Here is a 2,017-nt window from a genome sequence, read left to right as displayed (position 1 = left end):
CAGCGACGAGTATCTCAATTAGATTTTTCTCTCGATGCTGGCATCTCTCAAAAGCACCTAAGTTTTCTTGAATCTGGGCGCTCTAAGCCAAGTCGAGAGATGGTCATGACGATCAGCGAAGCGCTCGAACTACCATTGAGAGAACGTAATCAGCTTTTACATTCCGCTGGCTTTGCACAAGTTTATAAGCAGCGTGCTTTGGATAATGATGAGATGAGTATGGTGCAAGATGCCTTACAAATGAGCCTGAAGCACCATGAACCTTACCCCGCAATTGTTGCAGACAGAAACTGGAATCTGCTGATGGCTAATGACGCGTCTCTGCGTTTAGTTGGCTTGGTGGGAGAGGTCGAAGATGTATGGCAAAAGGTCGATCCGAGCGGTGATAAAAATGTGTATCGCATGACCTTCTCAGAGCATGGAATGCGTCCGTTTATCTCGAATTGGGATGAGATGGCAATGCACATGATGCAGCGATTACAACGTGAGTTGAGTGCAGATCCAGAGAATGACTATCTAGCAGCCTTGCATAAGGAAATTGCTGCCGATTTTCATTACGAAGATAAAAAAATAGGGCTGCTCGGAAATCCCACTCCGATTGCTCCGATTTTACCAATGCACATGACCGTTGGTGACGTGACGCTTAAAACCTTTAGCATGATCTCATCTTTTGGTACTGCACAAGATATCACCGCTGAAGAGATTAAGGTTGAAACCTTTTTTCCTGGTGATGCATTTACCAGGGTGTTCTTTCAGCGATTGGCTGAGAATGGATAAAATCAAGTTGATAGTAGTTTATGGAGAGTCTCAATGATTTCCTGCCAACAATACGATTACATTGAAATTGCTTGTACTTATAAATTACGCGTTCAGTTGTTTCTCAAGGATGCAGAAGTGGCGGAGGGCGTTATGGTCGATACCGCTTATGATCAGCACCGAAATGAATGCGTGAAGTTGCGTATGGAAACGCAAGAAAACCTTGTAATTTTAGACACTGTGAAACGCATGAGGGCTCTGGATGAAAACCCTCACTTTCATGAAGTTGAGTTTGCTTAGACGGACTTTGCCATTCGAGTTACTAGAATAGCCTCTAGCGCAGTGCGTATTTTGTCTGGGATCGGGACAGGCTTGCCGCTTTCTCTATCGACAAAGACGTGGATGAATTGGCCATTTGCGGCTGCTTGATTTTCTTTTTCGCGGAAAATAGCAATTCCATAAGTTACGGAGCTGGTGCCTAGCTTGTCGACACGTAAGCCTGCTTCAATCTTTTCTGGATATGCGATCGCACTGTGGTAGTTACAGTGCGAGTTAACGACATAGGCGATCGTTGATCCATTGTGAATATCTAGACCGCCTTCCTCGATAAGATATGCATTTGCGGCACTATCGAAATAGCTGTAGTACACCACGTTATTCACGTGGCCATAAAGATCATTGTCGTGCCAGCGCGTAGTGATCGGGTGAAAGGATTTATAGTTCTGCCTAACTTCTGTTTCTTTATTTGCCACTGGTATGACGTCCTTAATAATTAAAATGCTGCGTGATAGATGGCTAAAGCATCTTCATAGCTTACGTCTCGCGGATTATTGACGAGTAATCGGGTTTGTAGCATCGCGTCTTTGGCTAACGTAGGTAAGAAAGATTCTTCAATATTCATCTCGCGCAATGTCGATGGTAGTCCTAGATCTTTTATTAAGTTCTCAATCTGATCAATCCATTGCTCACAAATATCTTGGTTCGTCCCCGTAAAACTTTGATCAGGAAACATGATTGGAGCGAGTTGCGCGTATTGCTCTGCTGCTGAGTCGACGTTGAAGCGCAGCACGTACGGCAACACTAAGGAATTACTTAATCCGTGTGGAATATGAAAATGTCCACCCAATGGGTATGCGAGTGCATGTACCGCTGCGACGGGCGAGTTAGCAAATGCTTGTCCTGCATAGAGCGCCCCAAGTAACATTTTTTCGCGCGCTTCTAGTACATGGCCATGATGCGTTGCAGTAAAAATATTAGCAGT

The 2,017-nt window shown here is 44.6% G+C and carries 4 protein-coding genes; 2 read left to right on the top strand and 2 right to left on the bottom strand.

The window, feature by feature from the left end:
• Window positions 1-777: helix-turn-helix domain-containing protein (locus A3762_RS13985; RefSeq protein ID WP_068756135.1), on the top strand; the 777-nt coding region annotated here is incomplete at its 5' end.
• Window positions 778-810: 33 nt separating this feature from the next.
• Window positions 811-1,056, top strand: a complete 246-nt coding sequence (locus A3762_RS13980; RefSeq protein WP_068756133.1) for a Rho-binding antiterminator — start codon at window positions 811-813, stop codon at window positions 1,054-1,056.
• Here A3762_RS13980 and A3762_RS13975 read toward each other — a convergent pair.
• Both A3762_RS13975 and A3762_RS13970 read right to left on the bottom strand, forming a co-directional pair.
• Window positions 1,053-1,508, bottom strand: coding sequence for a thioesterase family protein (locus A3762_RS13975; protein ID WP_068756131.1), 456 nt, complete (start codon window positions 1,506-1,508; stop codon window positions 1,053-1,055). The two genes, A3762_RS13980 and A3762_RS13975, sit on opposite strands and share 4 nt — an antisense overlap.
• 20 nt (window positions 1,509-1,528) lie before the next feature.
• Window positions 1,529-2,017, bottom strand: a 489-nt coding sequence (locus tag A3762_RS13970; protein WP_156493459.1) for an iron-containing alcohol dehydrogenase, incomplete at its 5' end; no start/stop codon positions are given.

Source organism: Oleiphilus sp. HI0125, assembly GCF_001635355.1.
This window is presented reverse-complemented; position numbering and strand designations above follow the sequence as displayed.

What these genes read in the sequence shown, in the direction of transcription:
- A3762_RS13980 (WP_068756133.1), top strand. Translation starts at nt 811, where the DNA reads ATGATTTCCTGCCAACAATACGATTACATTGAAATTGCTTGTACTTAT.